Origin of the sequence: Streptomyces solicamelliae (genome assembly GCF_045348655.1) — a bacterium.
In the GTDB taxonomy this organism is placed as follows: domain Bacteria; phylum Actinomycetota; class Actinomycetes; order Streptomycetales; family Streptomycetaceae; genus Streptomyces; species Streptomyces solicamelliae.
In genome coordinates, this window is sequence record NZ_CP160404.1 from 144,920 (window position 1) to 162,185 (window position 17,266).

15 protein-coding genes and 1 riboswitch are annotated in these 17,266 nt (G+C 71.3%); of the genes, 2 read left to right on the forward strand and 13 right to left on the reverse strand.

Annotation, left to right across the window (positions count from 1 at the left end; all coding sequences use genetic code 11):
- Window positions 1-24: 24 nt before the first annotated feature.
- From ABZO31_RS00700 to ABZO31_RS00710, 3 genes are all read right to left on the reverse strand, one after another.
- A complete protein-coding gene (locus ABZO31_RS00700) occupies window positions 25-1,263 on the reverse strand; it encodes a hypothetical protein (RefSeq protein WP_406858827.1) in 1,239 nt (412 codons plus the stop codon).
- 97 nt (window positions 1,264-1,360) lie between these two features.
- Entirely contained in the window at window positions 1,361-2,437 is a 1,077-nt protein-coding gene (locus ABZO31_RS00705; protein WP_406858828.1) for an ABC transporter substrate-binding protein, read from the reverse strand.
- Between the two features lie 103 nt (window positions 2,438-2,540).
- The gene (locus ABZO31_RS00710) at window positions 2,541-3,449 is read right to left on the reverse strand and encodes a peptidoglycan-binding protein (RefSeq protein ID WP_406858829.1); all 909 of its coding nucleotides are present in this window, start codon (window positions 3,447-3,449) and stop codon (window positions 2,541-2,543) included.
- 305 nt (window positions 3,450-3,754) lie between these two features.
- On the opposite strand from ABZO31_RS00710, the gene ABZO31_RS00715 reads away from it, so the two are divergent.
- A complete protein-coding gene (locus ABZO31_RS00715) occupies window positions 3,755-4,093 on the forward strand; it encodes a DUF190 domain-containing protein (RefSeq protein ID WP_406858830.1) in 339 nt (112 codons plus the stop codon).
- Window positions 4,094-4,126: 33 nt separating this feature from the next.
- Here the strand turns inward: ABZO31_RS00715 and ABZO31_RS00720 are convergent, their stop codons facing one another.
- The 9 genes from ABZO31_RS00720 to ABZO31_RS00760 all read right to left on the reverse strand — a co-directional run bounded on the left by ABZO31_RS00720 (window position 4,127) and on the right by ABZO31_RS00760 (window position 14,817).
- Window positions 4,127-5,152, reverse strand: coding sequence for an ABC transporter substrate-binding protein (locus ABZO31_RS00720; RefSeq protein ID WP_406858831.1), 1,026 nt, complete (start codon window positions 5,150-5,152; stop codon window positions 4,127-4,129).
- A 7-nt stretch (window positions 5,153-5,159) separates the two neighbouring features.
- Window positions 5,160-5,963 (reverse strand): ABC transporter ATP-binding protein, encoded by an 804-nt coding sequence (locus ABZO31_RS00725; protein ID WP_406858832.1) that lies wholly within the window; start codon window positions 5,961-5,963, stop codon window positions 5,160-5,162.
- Entirely contained in the window at window positions 5,963-6,979 is a 1,017-nt protein-coding gene (locus tag ABZO31_RS00730) for a FecCD family ABC transporter permease (protein ID WP_406865224.1), read from the reverse strand. Before ABZO31_RS00730 ends, ABZO31_RS00725 begins: the two co-directional genes overlap by 1 nt.
- Before the next feature lie 241 nt (window positions 6,980-7,220).
- Window positions 7,221-7,311, reverse strand: a riboswitch (cobalamin riboswitch).
- Between the two features lie 79 nt (window positions 7,312-7,390).
- Window positions 7,391-7,741, reverse strand: a complete 351-nt coding sequence (locus tag ABZO31_RS00735; RefSeq protein ID WP_406858833.1) for a hypothetical protein — start codon at window positions 7,739-7,741, stop codon at window positions 7,391-7,393.
- A gap of 87 nt (window positions 7,742-7,828) precedes the next feature.
- Entirely contained in the window at window positions 7,829-10,021 is a 2,193-nt protein-coding gene (locus tag ABZO31_RS00740) for a discoidin domain-containing protein (protein WP_406858834.1), read from the reverse strand.
- Window positions 10,022-10,179: 158 nt separating this feature from the next.
- Window positions 10,180-11,592, reverse strand: a complete 1,413-nt coding sequence (locus ABZO31_RS00745; protein ID WP_406858835.1) for a GH1 family beta-glucosidase — start codon at window positions 11,590-11,592, stop codon at window positions 10,180-10,182.
- Between the two features lie 35 nt (window positions 11,593-11,627).
- The gene (locus ABZO31_RS00750; protein ID WP_406858836.1) at window positions 11,628-12,488 is read right to left on the reverse strand and encodes a carbohydrate ABC transporter permease; all 861 of its coding nucleotides are present in this window, start codon (window positions 12,486-12,488) and stop codon (window positions 11,628-11,630) included.
- Window positions 12,481-13,497 (reverse strand): carbohydrate ABC transporter permease, encoded by a 1,017-nt coding sequence (locus ABZO31_RS00755; RefSeq protein WP_406858837.1) that lies wholly within the window; start codon window positions 13,495-13,497, stop codon window positions 12,481-12,483. The genes ABZO31_RS00750 and ABZO31_RS00755 overlap by 8 nt, the downstream gene beginning before the upstream one ends.
- A gap of 12 nt (window positions 13,498-13,509) precedes the next feature.
- Window positions 13,510-14,817 carry an ABC transporter substrate-binding protein gene (locus ABZO31_RS00760; protein ID WP_406858838.1) on the reverse strand — a complete coding sequence of 436 codons (1,308 nt, stop codon included), beginning with the start codon at window positions 14,815-14,817 and terminating at the stop codon, window positions 13,510-13,512.
- Between the two features lie 173 nt (window positions 14,818-14,990).
- On the opposite strand from ABZO31_RS00760, the gene ABZO31_RS00765 reads away from it, so the two are divergent.
- Entirely contained in the window at window positions 14,991-16,322 is a 1,332-nt protein-coding gene (locus tag ABZO31_RS00765) for an ROK family transcriptional regulator (RefSeq protein ID WP_406858839.1), read from the forward strand.
- Window position 16,323: 1 nt separating this feature from the next.
- Here the strand turns inward: ABZO31_RS00765 and ABZO31_RS00770 are convergent, their stop codons facing one another.
- On the reverse strand, window positions 16,324-17,118 hold the full coding sequence (locus ABZO31_RS00770; protein WP_406858840.1) for a DUF4389 domain-containing protein: 795 nt from the start codon (window positions 17,116-17,118) through the stop codon (window positions 16,324-16,326).
- Between the last annotated feature and the right edge of the window lie 148 nt (window positions 17,119-17,266).

Sequence of the window (17,266 nt, forward strand, 5' to 3'; positions counted from 1 at the left end):
ACCTGTGGTACGTGCGTGCGCTCGTCAGTCCTGCCAGTAGAAGAGCAGCGTCTCGATGGCGAGCGCTTCCCGGTCGCCGAAGTAGTAGACGCAGAGGTCGGTGACCTTGGTGGCAGCGGTGTCCTCGTCGAGCCAGCGGAAGCCTGCCGCCTCGAGTGGCGGGCGGGCCGCCATGCCGCTCTCGGCGGCGCTCGCGTACGGGCCGAGCGTGCTGATCCGGACGGCGCTGTCACCGAACTTGATGACGTGGTAGGTGCCGCCGCCCTGCTGGTGGTACGCGCCGCAGTCGACGGGTGGGGACGGGGCGAGGCCGGCCGACGTCAGTGCGTGGGTGGCTCTGCTCAGCCAGGCGTCCACGTCGTGCGGGGCGGGCGGTTCGGCGCACAGGACCTCCACGCGCCAGCGGGGGTCGGTGAGTCGCTGGCTCCGCTGGGCGTACTCGTGGAGGATCGGGACGCGCAGTTCCTCGTCCAGGCCGGGGACCTCCACGCGCGGGCTGCCGAGTGCCTTGTAGAGCCTGCGGGTTTCGGCCCGGGCCTCGGTGTCTTCTGTGTCCTTGGTGACCTCTGTCAGTTCGTGGAGGGCCAGGACGGCCCAGAGGGCGGACTCTGTCGTCGGGGCATGCGTGAGGAAGGCGCGGAGCGCGTCGGCGTCGTGGGCCAGGGTGTGTGCGAGGTGTGCCACCGTCCGGTCCGGGTCCGCGAGGGCGTACGTCACGTCTTGGCCGGCCCGGTACCGCATCCGCAGCCGGAAGAGGCGGTCCTCGGGGCGGTCCTCGCCGAATCGGGTCAGGACCTTCTGGAGGCCGTGGTGTGCGACCAGCGCGTCCAGCCCCGTCTCGCCGGCCTCCTGGGTGCGCCGCCACGGGCTCGCCGCGAGGACGGCGAGGTCCTCGGCTGCGGTGAGGTCGCCGGCGAGGCCGCGGGTACGGAGGAACGCGTCGGGCATTCCGTACGAGGTCTCGCGGCCGCGGTCCTCGTGGCGGAGCCAGGGCAGTAGTTCGGGTCGGTCGCCGACGATTTCCAGCAGCGCCCTGCGTACCTCGCCCACGTCCTCGATGTCGCGGACGCGGTCGAGCAGGGCGTCGGCCCACGGCTCCGGGACGCGGCCGGCGAGCGCCTGAGCGCAGGCCCTGCGGCGCCACCAGGGGTGGGTGGGGTCGGCCACGTACTGGGCGAGCTCCTCGGCGTCGTGCGCGCGCAGGGCATCGGTGTCGGCACGCCCGGCCGACGGGATCATGTGGTCTATGTCGTCCTCCGGCATCCGGGGATGCTACTTCGCCGCCTCGGTGACCGGCCTCCGGATTTCCACGCGCCCGGCGCGGCGTGGTCGGGCGATTCGCGGCGGCAGGCGTTTGGCCTCAGCTTGTGTGGAGGGTGCGGAAGTTGTCGGGGGATGCCGGGTCCCGGTCTGCGATCTGGATGGGTGGACAGGTCCACTGCCAGACGTTGCTCGGTGGGGTGCGGGTGAACCGGATCGTTCCGCGGGTTCCTTCGACGGTGAGGTGGGGCCAGGATGCGGCGAGGCTTGAGCGGGTCGTGCCCTGGGTGCGGAGGGCGGTGGCCAGGACGGTGATCGTGTCGTGGCCCTCGAAGGCTACGAAGGAGGGGGCTTCCTTCAGGTCGTTGCGGAGGGTTCTCTCGATTCGCTCGCCGCTTGGGGTGAGGTGGGCCGGGAGGTAGCGGAGGAAGGGGACCGCTGTGCCGTCGTCGCCCAGGAGGCCTGCCCATTCGGTGAGCTCCGGCTGTCCCGCCGGGGCGCCTATCAGGAGTTCCGTGAGACGGGGGTCGGTGCGGACCGCCTTGACGATCGGCCCTGCCGGGTCCGGGTGGCCTACCAGGAGCAGGAGGGCCGTGGCGCCTTGGGCCAGTAGTTCGTCGCACACCGAGTTCGGGGTGTGCCCGCGCATGTCCAGGGTCGCCAGCGTTCCACCGTGCGGGGTGAGCGCGTTGTGCAGGATCTTCGTTCCTGCTGCCCAGTAGGCGCTTGGGTCCACTGCCGCGGCGACGCGTGTGTGGCCCTCGCTGACGAGGAAGTCGGCGTACAGGTGCCAGCCCTGGGACTGGGGCGGGGGGAGGCGGGCTACCCAGTTCGTCGGGTGGTCGATCAAATCGTCCAGTACCGCTGACGAGCAGAGGAAGGGGACGCCCAGGGCGTCCGCCCTCGCCGCTACGGTGCGGGCGACCACGCTGTGGTACTCCCCTACCACGGCCACCACGCCCGACCCCGCCAGTTCGTCGACCGCCGCCTCGGCCTTCTGGGGGTTGGCTGCTGTGTCTCGGACCAGCAGCTCCAGCGGGTTGCCGGCTATTCCGCCTGCGGCGTTCACTTCGCGGACGGCCAGTTCCAGGCCCGCCAGCAGGTGTCGGCCCGCCTCCGCCCAGCCGGGGCGGGTCAGGGGAGCCAGGGCGCCTATGCGGATGGGTTGGGTGTTCATGCGCGCGGCGTCTCCCCGGTGGCTGGTGGGTCAGTGGGTCGCCATTGCATCCAGGGTTTTTGCCGGTGGGCAAGTGAATTTCTGCTGGTGGCCTTCTTGTTGGTCACGGACGCCTTGCCGCTGCCGTCAAAGCCAGCCATGTCGTGGTGCCGACCGTGCCTGTTGGCCTGAGGCCGTGGCGGGTCTGGAAGTCGGTGACGGCGTGGAACGTCGTCGATGTGTAGACGCCGGTGATGGGGGCGGGGTGGCCCGCCTGGGTCAGGAGGTCCTGGGCCGCCTCTACCGCGTGGCCCCTGTCGCCCGACGCCACCGGGCGGATCAGCATCGGCCACGTGCGCTCCCCCACCTCGCCGTCCGGGCGCAGGTTTCTCGATCGCTGGAAGGCGATCACCTGGCGGCGGGTCTCCGGGCCGAAGACGCCGTCCGCGTCCGGGCGGTGGCCGGCGGCTCGGAGCAGTCGCTGGATCGTCCGGGTCAGGGGCGAGCGCTCCCCTGTCCTCACCGAGGGCCACTCCGGCGCTGTCGCCGAGCCGGCGGCTGCCGTGAGCGGGTGGTCGGGCTTCGTCGTCGGCAGGTTGTGCGTGAGGGCCGACCAGGATGCGACGGCGATGCTCACGGTCGCGGTCACCGTCAACGCCGTGCGCCATACGCCCGGTGGGGTCCAGAGGCTCGGGCTCGCCGGAGGGTGCGTGTTCGGTGGTTCCTCGACCACCGCCTCCGTCAGGGCCACGGCCTGCGGCAGGTCGTCAGGCGGTGCGGTCAGCGCCGCGTGGAGGGCTTGTACGACGTCCTTGGGGGCGGTCGACGGGTGCAGGGGGTTGAAGTAGCGGGAGAGGGTCGTCTGGTTGACGCCGATCTTCCGCGCGAGGGACTCCTGCGTCGGCTTTCCGCCGGCCTTGTCCGCGGACGCCTCCCACCACGCGCGTAACAGCAGCGCCAACTCCTGCCCCGTACCGTCCGCCGTGCGGTGGGGTCGCGTCTCGACCAACCGTGCCTCCGAGGTTCGCTGCACGCGCATCACCGCACGTCAGAGCCCTGCATGTGTGCGTGCATCTTCACGCATCGATGCACGGCGCGTGAGTCGATGCTGTGTCGAGTACGAGGGCATGGTGCTGCCGACGGATCGCCGTGACCTCGTCCCACAGGCCCGGCAGCAGGCGATATGTCTTGGGCACTTGCCAGAGGGACTGGCGAGGCGTGTTTTCCCTCAACCCTCTATCGAGTGATCCGCCATATCCGTGTTGTCACCTCCGGTTGGTCGCGGCGCGCCGGTTCTCCGGGGCCGATTCCCTGGTCCGTTCTGGGAGGATTCGCCGCGTGACGAGGCTTACCGGGCGGGCGCTGCGCGTGACGATCTTCATCGGGGACAACGACCTGTGGCACCACCGGCCGCTGTACGCCGAGATCGTGCACCGGGCGCATCAGGCCGGGCTCGCCGGGGCGTCGGTGTTCCGGGGGGTCGAGGGGTTCGGGGCCTCCTCGCTGATCCATACCGCTCGGCTGCTGTCGATGAACGAGAACCTTCCTGTGGCAGTGGTGATCGTCGACGAGGAGGAGCGGGTGCGGGCGTTTCTGCCGCAGTTGGACGAGTTGGTGGGAGGGGGCCTGGTGATCCTCGACGACTGCGAGGTCATTCGTTATGTCGGGCGGGCTTGAGTCCGTGCAGCCCGCCCGAGCACGGGGCGGGGATCAGCGGTGCACGGTGGCCAGGTAGTCGGTCAGGGTCGCTATCGCCGCCGGGTTGCGGGGGCTTTCCACCAGGTCGACGTAGTCCAGGGTGACGATGCGCTGGTGCTTGATCGCGGAGACCCGGGCCAGCGGGGGGTACGAGAGGAGGAAGTCGCGCTTCTGGGCGGCGGTCGTGTCGCCGTAGTCGTTGACGACGATCACCTCCGGGTCACGTGCGACGATCGTCTCCCAGCCGACCGTCGTCCACGAGTCGCCGAGGTCGGCCATGACGTGGTCGCCGCCGGCCTTGGTGATGATGTCGTGCGGCGCGGCGTAGCGGCCGGAGGTGAAGGGCTTGTCCTGGCCGCTGTCGTAGAGGAAGACCGTGGGCCGGGCGTCGCCGCGCGGAGCCTTGGCCTGTGCCGCGGTGACCTGCTTCCTGAAGTCGGCGATCAGCTTCCGGGCGCGGTCCTCGACCCCGAAGAGCTTTCCGAGGTTGGTCAGGTCGGTGTACAGCGCGTCCAGGGGCGGCATGATGCCGCGCGCCGCGCCGGGGCCGTTGCGGCAGGACTCGGTCAGGAGGTACGAGTCGACGCCGAGGGCGCGCAGGGAGTCCGGGGTGAGGCCGTTGTCCTCGCCGAAGCCGTAGTTCCAGCCCGCGAACACGAGGTCGGCCCGCGCGTCGAGGACGAGTTCCTTGGTGATCCTGTCCTTGGACAGCCACTTCGCCCGGTCGTAGCCGGCCTTCCACGGCACCTTCGTCAGTTCGCCGCGGTCGTCCGGCATCACGTAGCCGGCCATCCGGTCCTCGAGGCCGAGGGCGAACATGATCTCGGTGATGCCGACGTCGTTGGTGACGACGCGTTCGGGGCGCTTCGCGTAGGTGACCTTGCGGCCGCAGTCCTCGATGGTGATCGCGGTGGGGCGGTCGTCGTCGGTGCCGCCGGCGCCGGTGGGTGCGACCTGCGCACCGCAGCCGGTGAGGGTGAGGGCGAGCGCCAGGGCCGCTGCCGTGCGGGCTGCGGCAAGAAGGTTCGGGCGGGTCATGCGTGTGTCACCTGTTCGTCTGCTCGATCGGTCGGACGTCGTCGGTAAGGCGGTCGAAGAGAAGTTGGACGGCGCCCGTTCTCGGGTGCCGCACGCGGTGGGCGCGTACGCCGAAGATCTCGGCCAGCAGGTCCGGGCTCAGGACGTCGTGCGGTGGGCCCGAGGCGACGATGCGGCCGCCGGCGATGACGTACAGGACGTCGCAGTGGCGGGCTGCGAGGTTGAGGTCGTGCAGCGCCACGAGGACCGTCGGGCCGAGGCTCCGGACGAGGGCCAGGACCTCCAACTGCTGGGCGATGTCGAGGTGGTTGGTCGGCTCGTCCAGGACCAGGACGCGGGGCTGCTGCGCGAGTGCGCGGGCCACGAGGACGCGTTGCTTCTCCCCGCCGGAAAGGGTGAGGAAGCTGCGGTCCGTCAGGTGCGTCGCGCCGACCCGGTCAAGCGCCCGCTCGCAGATCCTGCCGTCCTCCGCGGACGCCCGGCCGATCGCTCCGCGACGGTGCGGGAGACGGCCCATCGCCACCACCTCGGCCACCGAGAAGTCGAACTCGGCCGACGACTCCTGCGGCAGCGCCGCGAGGAGCCGGGCGCCCGCCTGCGCGTCCATGCCGTGCAGGTCCTCGCCGTCGAGGCGGACCGCGCCGGCCGCGGGCCGCAACGCCCGGTACACGCAGCGGAGCAGGGACGACTTACCGCTGCCGTTCGGGCCGACCAGGCCCACGACCTGCCCCGGTGCGGCGTGCAGCCGGATGTCCTGTACGAGGCGGGCGCCCGCGACCTCGACGGAGAGGTCCTCGATGTCGATGCGCATCAGCGGCCGCCTCCGAAGGCGTAGCCGCGGCGGCGCATCAGCAGCAGGAAGCACGGCACGCCGATCAGGGCCGTGATCACGCCGACGGGCAGTTCCGCGGGGGCCAGGAGGAGGCGGGAGAGGATGTCCACCCAGACGAGGAGGACGGCGCCGGCGAGCGGCGCGACCGCCAGCACGCGCCGGTGGTCCGCGCCGACCAGCATCCGTACGAGGTGGGGCACCATCAGGCCGACGAAGCCGATCGCGCCGCTGACGGCCACGACCGTGCCGGTGACGGCGGCGGTGACGACGAACAGCTCCCGGCGCAGCCGGCCCGCGTCCACGCCCAGCGCGGCCGCGGTCTCGTCGCCCATGGCCAGTGCGTCGAGGCGTCCCGCGGCGAGCAGCAGGTACGCCGTGCCGGCAAGTACCGTGGCGGCGGCGATGGGTACCGAGCCCCACGTCGCGCCGCCGAGGCTGCCCAGGAGCCACATCATCGCGGCGCGGGCCGCCTCGCCGTGCTCGGCGCTGAACACCATGAGCGTGGTGACCGCGGAGAAGCCGTAGCTCATGGCCGTGCCGGTGAGCACGAGGCGCAGCGGCGTCAGGCCGTGGGCGGTGCGGGCGACCACGTACACCAGGGTCATCGCGGCGAGCGCGGAGCCGAACGCCGACACGGACAGGGCCCACACCCCGAGGGCGGAGAACGCGCCGAGGAGGATCACGGCGTTCGCCCCGACCGCGGCTCCGGAGGAGATGCCGAGGACGAAGGGGTCGGCGAGGGCGTTGCGCACCATGGCCTGCACGGCGACGCCGGTCACCGCCAGGCCGGCGCCGACGACGGCGGCGAGGACGGTGCGCGGCAGGCGGATCTCCCAGACGATGGTGTACGCCGAGACCTCGTCGGGCCGGATGACGCCGCCGGTCAGTCCGGCGCGGAGGAGTCCGAGCACGTGGCCGGGTGCCAGGCCGGCCGCGCCCAGGGTCACGCCGCACACCAGGGACAGCAGAAGGGCTGCCGCCAGCGCGGTGGTCAGGGCCCCCGTCGCGAGGCGGCGGGGTGCGGCGGGACGGGCCTCCGGCGATGGTGCGGGAAGATCGGCCTCGGGGGGCGCGGGACCGGCCTCGGGGGGCGCGGGCGTCGTCACGGCGGTCCTTCGTGTCCGGGCCGCGATCCGTACGTACGAGGGCGGCCCGCGGCCCGTGGGACACGGCGGGACCGCGAGGCATCCCCGGTCGCAGTCCACGGCGAGTGGGTGGGAAATGCTGCCGTCCCCCGGGCGATCGGGCTCGTACGACGCGTCTGCTCCTGCTCCGACGCGCGTACACACCGTTGCGGGTCAGCGCCGGACTCTCACCGGACTTCCCCCACGGGACGCGCTCGCAGCGTAGCAAGGGGGCGGCGACGGCCCCGCACCGGACCTGTGACGCCCAATCGTCCAGACCTGCTACACCCAGTCGTCCGTACCGCCCAGCAACTCCACCAGTTCCAGGCCCGGGTCGTCGGCCTCGGCGGACCACCGGTCGTAGCTGGCCTCCAAGTACGGGGCCAGCTGGAGCAGCAGCCGGAGCCGGTAGCGGTGGACGAACACGGGCTCGCCGGGCCGGCGTACCTCGATGCTCTGACTCAGGGCGAACCGGCCCGTCCGGTGGCGGATCTCCGTCCGCTCGTCGACGACCGTCGACCAGTCGCCGATCCTCAGGACCGGCCGGCCGTCCACCCTTCGTACCTCCGCGGCCACTCGGCCGAGCCGCCCCGACCAGAGGATCCCGGTCTCGTCCGCTTCCACGTCTGCCACCCCGCCACTCTGGCCCGGCTCACACCGGAACACAAGAATCCCGAAGGCCCGGTCGTTCCGTCGGAACGACCGGGCTTCGTCAGGCGCCTATCCGGAGAACGACGTCACCGTCGACGGGATCGTCGCCGTGCCCTCCGTGGGGGCTCCCGTGCTGTTGATGACGTGGTCGAAGTGGCCGTTGCCGCCCAGGGACACCGTGAGGAGGCTGTGGAACTTCACGCCGGGCTTCACCGGGGCCTTGAAGCCGTGGTCCTGACGGATCGTGGGGTCGACGTTGTAGTAGCAGTAGCTGCCGAGGCCCCAACCCTCGTGGGTGGTCACCGAGTCGTCCACGCGGTAGGCGGCGTAGCCCTTGGTCGAGCCGTTCTGGATCGCCGCCTGGTTCGGCGCGTCGTACGCCTTCTCGTTCTGGAAGAAGATCGTGCGGCCGCGCTCGCCGTACCACTCGACGTCGTACTTGTTGAAGTGCTCGACGAACAGGCCGGTGGCCAGCACGTCGTCGCCGTTGACGCGGACGCCGTAGTCGGCGCGGTTGGTCTCCCAGCCGACGCCCTCGCCGTGGTCGGCGCGCCAGACCCAGGTGTGGTCCACGATCGTGTCGTCGCTGTTGACGACCATGCTGGTCGTGGCCTTGCCGGGGCCGGCGCCGCCGATGCGGAGGTACACGTCCTGGACCGTGGTCGGGTTCGCCGCGTGGTCCGCCGAGGCGCCCTGCGGGCCGACCTCGAGCAGGGTCGGGGAGTTGACCGGGCCCGCGTCGATGAGGAAGCCGGCGAGCCGGACTCCGTCGACGTCCGCGACCCGCATCGCGGTGACGCCGTTGTCCGGGATGATCGTGGCCAGGCCGAGGCCGAGGACGATCGTGTTCGGGCGGGTGATCTCCAGGGTGCGGTCGACGTGGTAGACGCCGGGGGTGAAGAGGAGGTGCAGGCCCTGCTGGACCGCCTGGTTGATCGTCGCCGCCGTCGCGCCGGGCTTGACGACGTAGAAGCGGGTCAGCGGGACGGACTCGCCCTGCGGGGTCCCGGACCAGCTGACGCCCCTCGCGTTGGTGCGCTTCGCCGGGGCGAAGACCTTCAGCTCGCCGCCCTCGTGGAAGAGGAAGGGCTTCTCGCGGGAGACGGGGGTGGTGTCGAGCGTCGTGTACTTCGGTTCCGGGAAGCCCGTCGCCGGGGCGCCCTCGACGCCCGAGTAGACCTGGTTCCAGACCGAGTTGGACCAGCCGCCGATCGAGCTGTCGCGCGTGTACCACTGCTGCTGCGAGTAGTTGCCGACCTGGCCGTCGATCTTCGAGTCGGCGATGTAGCCGCCGCTCGCCCAGCCGTACCCGGTCGGGGACAGGTTGAGGCCGCCCTTGACGTGCATGCGGCGGAACGAGGACGCCTGGGAGACCGCCCAGCGGTCGGTGCCGTTGACCGGGGCGAGGGCGAGGTTCTCGGCCCCGCGCCAGAAGTTCTGGGTGGCGTTGCCGTTGAACCAGCCCGCGTCGACGGTCACGTCGCCGTTGACGGTGGTGTCGTCGGGGCGCAGGCCGAGGCCGGCGATCTGGGTGTAGAAGCCGAGCTGCGCGTTGAGGCCGTTGTACGTGCCGGGCTTGAACAGGAAGGCGTGCCGGCCCGCCCCGAACTGGGCCGACTCCTGCTGGCGGAAGACCTCGTCCAGCTTCGTCTGGATGCCGGGCGTGGACGGGTCGAAGATGTGCACGTTCGGCCCGAGGTCCCCGCCGCCGGGCAGGGTGGGACCGCCGCCGTCGCCCTCTGTGGTGCCGTAGACCTGGAACTCCCAGAGGGAGAAGCCGTATCCGGTCCCCCGGGTCAGGCCGTTCATGCGGACGTAGCGGCCGGAGCCGGAGAGGGCGAGGTCGTCGGTGCCGCCGTCGCCGGCGGTCACCGTGGTGAGGGTGCGCCAGTCCGTGCCGTTGTCGGACGCCTGGATCTGGTAGCTCTTGCCGTAGGCGGCCTCCCAGGTGAGGACGGCGCGGCTCAGTTCGGCGGTGCGGCCGAGGTCGATCTGGATCCACTGGCCGTCCTGCCACTGGCTGGACCAGCGGGTGCCGCCGAGGTCGCCGTCGACGGCGGCGGTCGCCCCGAAGGGGGCGGCCTCGGTGGAGGAGGCGGTGGCGGTCCTGCCCTGGGACAGGAGGACGGGGGCTGCGGCCTGGGCCGCCGGTGCGGGGGTCAGGGCGGTCAGCACGCCGGTGACGAGTGAGGCGACGACGGCGCCTGCGACGCGGCGGCGGGCCGTCGGTGGGGACTCTACGGAGACTGATACGGAGGACATGCGGCTCCTCGGTGTGGGGGTCATCTCTGTGCTGAGCGGTGCTGTGCGGCGGTGCCGGCTTCGGGGTCCCTTCTCTTCGGGGTGGGTCCGGTGTGGGGCGGTCGACCGCCTCCGGCACTGCGCCGTGGTCGGAGGCGGTCGACGGTCGGGGGGCCGGGTCAGCCCGTCGCGGTGCGGTGGGCGCGGATGATGTCCGCGTACCGGCGGCCGCTGGTCTTCACCGTCCGCTGCTGGGTCGCGTAGTCGACGTGCACCAGGCCGAAGCGCTTGTCGTAGCCGTACGCCCACTCGAAGTTGTCCAGCAGGGACCAGGCGTAGTAGCCGGCCAGCGGCGCGCCCTTGCGCAGGGCGCGGGCGCAGGCGGCGATGTGCTGCTCCAGGTAGCGGGCGCGGTCCGGGTCGTGGACGTGGCCGTCGGGGCCGACGGTGTCGGGGAAGGCGGAGCCGTTCTCGGTGACGTACAGGCGGCGGGCTCCGTACTCCTCGGTGAGCCGCATGAGGAGGGCTTCCAGGCCGGCGGCGTCGACGGGCCAGTCCATGCCGGTGTGCGGCAGGTGGGGGTGGTGGACCTCGCGGGCGTGCGGGACCGGGCCGGTCGGGTCGTCGGCGACGGTCACGGGGAAGTAGTAGTTGAGGCCGTGCCAGTCCAGCGGAGTGGCGATCAGCTCCATGTCCCCGGCCCTTTCCGGGAGTTCGACGCCGTAGAGCTCGCGCATGTCGGCGGGGAAGCCGCGGCCGTACACCGGGTCGAGCCACCAGCGGTTGCTGTGGCCGTCGGCGCGGACGGCGGCGGCGACGTCCTCGGGGCGGTCGGAGGCGGGCCGCACGGTGGAGTGGTTGGTGACGAGGCCGATGCGGGCGCCGGGGACGGCGGCCCGTACCGCGGCGGCGGCGAGGCCGTGGCCGAGCAGCAGGTGGTACGAGGCGCGGACGGCGGCGGTGAGGTCGGTCCAGCCGGGGGCCATGCGGCCTTCGAGGTGGCCGATCCAGGCGGAGCAGAGGGGCTCGTTGAGGGTGGCCCACCGGGTGACGCGGTCGCCGAGGCGTTCGGAGACGACGGAGGCGTACCGGGCGAAGTGTTCGGCGGTGGCGCGCTCGGTCCAGCCGCCGCGGCTCGCCTCGGCGCGGTCCTGGAGGGCTTGCGGGAGGTCCCAGTGGTACAGGGTGACGTTGGGGGTGATGCCGGCGTCGAGGAGCGCGTCGACGAGGCGGTCGTAGAAGTCCAGGCCGGCGGCGTTGACGGGGCCGTCGCCGCCGGGGACGACGCGGGGCCAGGCGATCGACATCCGGTAGGCGTTCGCGCCGAGTTCGCGCATCAGGGCGAGGTCCTCGGGCCAGCGGTGGTAGTGGTCGCAGGCCGTGTCGCCGTGGTCGTCGTTGTCGACGGCTCCCGGCGTGTGGGAGAAGGTGTCCCAGATGGACGGCGCGCGGCCGTCCTCGGCGACGGCGCCCTCGATCTGGTACGCGGAGGTGGCCGTGCCCCAGGCGAAGCCGGGCGGGAAGGCGGCGACGTCCAGGGGAAGCGGGGCGGCGGCGGGCGCCGGGCGGAGGGTTCCGAGGTCGGATGACACGAAGTGCCTTTCTGCGGTGCGGTGCTGAGAGAGCGTCACTTGACCGCGCCTGCGGTGAAGCCGGCGACGAGGTAGCGCTGGAGGAAGAGGAAGCCCGCGACGACGGGGACGCTGACCACGAGGGAGGCGGCCATGACCTGGTTCCAGTACACGTCGGTCTGGCCCGCGTAGCTCTGGAGGCCGACGGCGAGGGTGCGGGTGGAGTCGTTGGTCATGACGGAGGCGAAGAGGACCTCGCCCCAGGCGGTCATGAAGGCGTAGACGGAGACGGCGACGATGCCGGGGGTGGCGGCGGGCACGATCACGCGGAACAGGGCGCGGACCGGTCCGCAGCCGTCGACCTTGGCGGCCTCGTCGAGTTCGCGCGGGATCGAGTCGAAGTACCCGGTGAGCATCCAGATCGAGAACGGCAGCGAGAAGGTCAGATAGGTGAGGATCAGGCCCTCGCGGGAGCCGAACAGGGCGATGCCGGTGGCGTTGCCGACGTTGACGTAGATGAGGAAGAGCGGCAGGAGGAAGAGGATGCCGGGGAACATCTGCGTGGACAGCACCGTCACCGTGAAGACCCGCTTGCCGCGGAAGTCGTGCCGGCTGACGGCGTACGCGGCGAAGGTCGCGACCGTGACGGAGAAGACGGTCGCGGCGACGGACACCACGATCGAGTTCACGAAGTAGTCGGCGAGCGGCACGGTCCGCCAGATGTCGGCGTACGGGCGCAGGGTGAGCCCCGACGGGATCCACTGGAACTTGCCCGAGACGTCCTGGAGGGACTTCAGGGAGCTGGAGATCATCACGTACACGGGCAGCAGCACGAAGGCCGTGAGCAGGGTGAGGACGGTCCGGCGGGTCCACAGGAACGAGCGCGGCGGGGCCGTCGGCGAGCGGGTGTCAGACATCGGAGGTCTTCCTTCCGCGGGTGGTGAGCAGGAGGTAGACGCCGGTGACGACGAGGAGGAAGAGCAGGAGGAGGACGGACATGGCCGAGCCGGTGCCGAAGTTCCAGGTCTGGAAGGACGACTGGTAGATGTGCAGGGAGATCAGGTCCGCGGCTTCGGGGGCCGCCCTGCCGAAGAGGACGAAGGGCGTGTTGAAGTCGTTGAAGGTCCACAGGAACAGGACGAGCACGAGGACCTGGTTGACCGGGCGCAGGAACGGCAGGGTGATGTGCCGGATCTGCTGCCAGATGCCGGCGCCGTCGAGGGCGGCGGCCTCGTACATCTCCCGCGGGACGGTCTGGAGCCCGGCCGTCACGGTGAGGAAGGCGAACGGCCAGCCCTTCCAGACGGAGACGGTGAGCAGGGCCCAGAAGCTGTTGTCGCCGATGAGCCAGAAGGCGGGGCTGTCGCCGATGCCGAGCTGGTCGTGCAGCACGTGGTTGATCACGCCGTTGTCGTGCTGGAACATGAACGCCCAGGTGATCACGGCGGCGTAGACGGGCAGCGCGTACGGGACGAGGAACAGCGTCCGCAGGAGGCCCCGGCCGCGGAAGTTCTCCTGGAGGAGGACGGCGGCGGCCGTGCCGAGCAGCCAGCACAGGCCCACCGACGCCACCGTGAACAGGCAGGTGGTGAGGAAGGACTTCAGCAGCGCCTCGCCGACGGGGGCGTCGAAGTCGACGGTGACGGAGTAGTTGCCGAGGCCGGTCCAGGGGGCTTCGGACCAGTTGCCGATGAAGAACTGCGTGAGTTCCTTGAAGCTCATGCCGATGCCCATCAGCATCGGCACGAGATGGACGAGAAGTTCGAGGAGCAGGGCGGGCAGGAGCAGCAGGTAGGGCAGTGCGAGGCGGCGGCGCCCGGAGCGGCGTGGTGCGGGTGCCTCTCCGGGTGCCGCGCTGCGCACCGCCGGCGCGCTCTTGCTCACGCCCGTGTTCTTGCTCGCGGGAGCGGCGGCGGTGTTCGTCATGGGGGCTGCGGCCTACTTCTTCGGCATCTGCTGCTGGGCCTTGTCGAGCTTGGCGCGTACGGACTCGGTGGTGACCGGACGGCCGGCGGCGGCGTCGGCGAAGAGTTCCTTGACGGCGGTGCCGACGACGGTCTCGAACTGGGACTCCTCCGGGACCTGCGGGAGGGCGGCGGCGCTCTTGCCGAGGGTGTCGCGGATGACGGTGAGCGAGGGGCCGGAGAAGGCCTGGTCCTGCAGGGCGCTCTTGACCGGCGGGACGGAGCCGTAGGTCTTGTTGAGCGTGATCTGCTCCTGGTCGCTGGTCATGAACTTCACGAACTTCATGGCGCCGTCGAGGTTCTTGGTGTTCTTGAAGACGGCCAGGTTGATGCCGGCGACCATGGAGTTGGTCTGCTTGCCGGAGCCGGGGACGCCCGCGGCGACGGGAGCCGGCACGACGCCCCAGTCGCTCTCCTTCATGCCCTGGGCGGCGAACGTCGACTGCGGGGTCTGCCACAGGACCATCGCGGTGCGGTTCTTGGCGAAGTCGCTCAGGGACTGGTTCTGGGCGTACTCGGCATTGCCGGGGGCGACGATCTTGGCCGAGGCCATGAGGTCGACGTACTGCTTGACGGCGGCGACGGCCCCGTCGGAGGTGAAGTCGGCCTTGCCGTCGGCGGTGAAGAAGTCGGCGCCGTGCTGCTTGCCGAGGACGAAGACGTGGTGGATGTTCTCGGCGAGGTTGGAGCCCTCGACGCCGATGCCCCACTTGCCGTCCTTGCTGATCTTCTTTCCGGCGGCGGTCACCTCGTCCCAGGTGGTCGGGGGCTTCGTTATGCCCGCCTCCTGGAACATCTTCTTGTTGTAGTAGAGGGCGTAGGCCATCGAGTAGAGCGGGACGGCGGCCGGGTCCTGACCGGGGGCGCCGGTGGAGCCGAGCGCGGAGTCGACGAAGCGGTCCTTGCCGCCGATCTTGCCGAAGGTGCTCTCGTCCCAGGGCACCAGCGCGCCACTGGCCTGCAGCGAGGCGGTCCAGGTGTTGCCGATGTTGAGGACGTCGGGGCCCTGGCCGGAGGTGGTCGCGGTGAGGATCCGGTTGAGCAGGTCGGACCACGGGATCACCTCCAGCTTGACCTTGATGCCGGTCTCCTTCTCGAACCTGTCGAGCTCGGGCTGGAGGACCTTCTTGTCGACCTCGAGGTTCGCGCCCTGGTTGGAGGCCCAGTAGGTGAGGGTCTTCTTCGCCTGGCCGCTGTTCTCCTCCCCGCCGCCGCAGCCGGTGGCCGTGAGGAGGAGGGAGAGGGTGACGGCTCCGGTGACAGCGGCTCTGATTCTGCGCATGGCTCGTGGGCCCTTCCGGGGGACGACGCGAGTGCCGGGGCCGGGCTCTCGGTCGGCTCGCCCGCGCCCCGTCGGCTTAATTTAGGATGTGAGTTAAACCCCATGAGAAGGTCGCGTCAAGGCCTGTTCTCCGGGTATGTTGCAACGAACCACTTCGACAGACGGGGACCCAAGTGCACGCGAAGAGTGGCCGCACGGTGCGTGATCTGCGACGCGAGAACCGCACTGCCGTGTTGCGCAGGCTGTACTTCGAGGGGCCGATGAGCCGCCTCATGCTCGGCCCGGCGACCGGGCTCAGCTCGGGATCGATCAGCAACGTGGTCGCCGAGCTGGTCGCCGAGGGCCTCGTCGAGGAGGCCGGCAGCGTCGACTCGGCGGGCGGCCGTCCCCGTACGCTGCTGCGCGTCTCCCCCGGCGCCGGCTGCATGATCGGCGTCGACATCGGCGAGACCCGGCTGCGGATCGAGCTCTTCGACCTCACCCTCACCGAGCTGGCCCGCGCCGAGCGCCCGCTGGCGAGCACCGGGCCGCGGACCGCCCGGTACGACGTCGGGCTCGTCGTCGACCATCTGCGCGACGGCATCGCGGAGGTCCTGGACACCGCAGGCGTGCCCACCGAGCGGCTGCTCGGCGTCGGGGTAGGCGTCCCCGGCATCGTCGCCCGCACGCCCGAGGACGGCGCGGTGGTGCACGGCCAGACGATCGGCTGGGACGCCGTGCCGCTGGAGCGGCTGCTGCGCGAGGCTGTCGACCTGCCGGACTCGGTGCCGTACTGGATCGACAACGGCGCCCGCACCCTCGGCCAGGCGGAGATGTGGTTCGGCGCTGGGCGGGGCGCGCGCAGCGCGGTCGTGGTGCTCTTCGGCTCGGGCGTCGGCGCCTGCGTGGCCGACGACCCGCTGGGCCCGGGCAGCGCCCTGGACTGGGGTCATGTGCGCGCGCTCGAGTGGGGCCACATGACGGTACGGGTCCGGGGCCGGCGCTGCCGCTGCGGTTCCCAGGGCTGCCTGGAGGCGTACGCGGGGGCGGAGGCGCTGCTCGAGCGTTGGCGGGAGGCGGGCGGGGAGCCGCCGGCCGGGGCGGACGAGGAGACCGCGCTGACCTCGCTGCTGGCCGCGGCGTACCCGCCCGGAGGCGAGGCGGAGGCCGATGCGACGGCCGTGTCCGTGCTGGCGGAGACGGCGGAGTTCCTCGGCGCCGGCTTCGCCGATCTGATCAACCTGTTCCAGCCCGAGCGCATCCTCGTCGGCGGCTGGGCGGGGCTGCAGCTCGGCGAGCGGTTCCTGACGGCCGTACGGCAGCACGCTCGGGAGTACGCGCTGCGCTACCCGGCCAGCCGCACCACCATCGACCTGGGGAAACTGGGCCCGGAGGCGGTCACGGTCGGCGCGGCGCTGCTGCCGCTGGCCGACTTCTTCGCGCGCGGCGGCCGCCGGGCCGAGGCCGGGCCCGAGCTGCCCGGGCCCGCCTGGCAGACCACCTTGCAGGACCGGGTGTCGCCGTGAGTCACCACCGGTCGGCCGGTGCGACCGGCGCGTACTGGTAGTCGACGTCGGAGTCGTAGTCGACCGTGCCCGAGGTCAGCTGGCCGGCGAGGCCGAGCGCCAGGAAGACCCAGACCAGCACCTTCCCGCCGGTGTCCAGGACGAGCGGGCGCGTCGCGGAGGGCGCCTGGAGTGCGGCGGGTCCGGCCTCGTCGCCGAGGATGCCCTTGGGGTACACGGGCGTCAGCAGGTACATGTAGGCGGAGAGCCGCATCCGGTACCGGACGACGGCCGCCGTCGCGCCGAAGACCGGATCGGGCAGCCGGCCCAGGATGAGGCAGATCAGCCAGAACACCCAGCTGAGCACGAACCAGCCGGACGCCGCGAAACTGCCGATGATCGCCGCCGGGATCACCAGGATCAGCCGGAAGAACACCGCCAGGCGGTTCAGCGGGGTGCGGCGCAGTTCGATCTGGACCGGGTACTCGGGGTCGTCGAAGGCGAACGGCGGGTAGCGGTCGACGAGCAGGGCGGCACTGGCCGAGACCCGGGTCTGGTAGACGAGGACGCCGCCGAGGAAGTCCGCGATCCCGTCGGGCAGCCGGCCGAGCACCAGGGCGGCGAACCAGCCCACGATCGCCACGAAGAAGGCGACGAAGGACAGCAGGAACACGGCGATGAACTGGGGCAGGAGCAGCAGCCAGCGCAGCAGCACCGTCCAGCGCCGCTGCTGTCCCGGCGCGGGCACGTCCAGGGCCGGCCGCCATTCGCCGCTGTCGGCACCGTCCGCGGGGCGGGGTTCCCAACCTGTCGTCACGGCAGCCTCCGTAAGGGTCCAGGGGTCACCTCGATGCTGGCGCGACCTGCCGCTTCTCGCACCGCCACGGGGGCCACAGGGGTCACACGCGGCCGTCCAGCGGCGATGGTCGGCGCGATAATGGCGGGGGTACGACGGGAGGGATGAG

Coding starts and splice junctions, on each gene's coding strand:
- ABZO31_RS00700 (WP_406858827.1), bottom strand. CDS start 1,263: ATGCCGGAGGACGACATAGACCACATGATCCCGTCGGCCGGGCGTGCC.
- ABZO31_RS00705 (WP_406858828.1), bottom strand. CDS start 2,437: ATGAACACCCAACCCATCCGCATAGGCGCCCTGGCTCCCCTGACCCGC.
- ABZO31_RS00720 (WP_406858831.1), bottom strand. CDS start 5,152: ATGACCCGCCCGAACCTTCTTGCCGCAGCCCGCACGGCAGCGGCCCTG.
- ABZO31_RS00725 (WP_406858832.1), bottom strand. CDS start 5,963: ATGCGCATCGACATCGAGGACCTCTCCGTCGAGGTCGCGGGCGCCCGC.
- ABZO31_RS00740 (WP_406858834.1), bottom strand. CDS start 10,021: ATGTCCTCCGTATCAGTCTCCGTAGAGTCCCCACCGACGGCCCGCCGC.
- ABZO31_RS00750 (WP_406858836.1), bottom strand. CDS start 12,488: ATGTCTGACACCCGCTCGCCGACGGCCCCGCCGCGCTCGTTCCTGTGG.
- ABZO31_RS00755 (WP_406858837.1), bottom strand. CDS start 13,497: ATGACGAACACCGCCGCCGCTCCCGCGAGCAAGAACACGGGCGTGAGC.
- ABZO31_RS00760 (WP_406858838.1), bottom strand. CDS start 14,817: ATGCGCAGAATCAGAGCCGCTGTCACCGGAGCCGTCACCCTCTCCCTC.